Raw genomic sequence first — 327 nt, 5'->3', positions numbered from 1 at the left:
AACATCTGAAAAATTCGCTATAGGAATAAGAGGAGAATATTTCTCGGTTTATAATGGAGGGTTAACAGATGTAATTGGTTTAGATACACAAGGTGATGGAGATGTTATCACAGCTACACTTACAGGAAATTATACTATTGGAGAGTTAACTCTTAAACCAGAATTAAGAATAGATACAACTTCTGAAGATTTCTTTATCGATAATGATAGAGAGGCAACAAAAAGTCTTTCTTCTTTTGTACTTGGGGCTGTATATAAATTCTAGTATATCTTTTTATAAAGTAAAAGCGTTCTGAATTATCAGAGCGCTTTTTTTATTCATTCTCT

1 protein-coding gene is annotated in these 327 nt (G+C 31.2%); it reads left to right on the top strand.

Features of this window, described 5'->3' with window-relative positions:
• The coding region (locus Z054_RS29750) for an outer membrane beta-barrel protein (RefSeq protein WP_035094054.1) at positions 1-265 on the top strand (265 nt) is incomplete at its 5' end.
• Between the last annotated feature and the right edge of the window lie 62 nt (positions 266-327).

The sequence above is a fragment of the Aquimarina macrocephali JAMB N27 genome (genome assembly GCF_000520995.1).
In the GTDB taxonomy this organism is placed as follows: domain Bacteria; phylum Bacteroidota; class Bacteroidia; order Flavobacteriales; family Flavobacteriaceae; genus Aquimarina; species Aquimarina macrocephali.
This window is presented reverse-complemented; position numbering and strand designations above follow the sequence as displayed.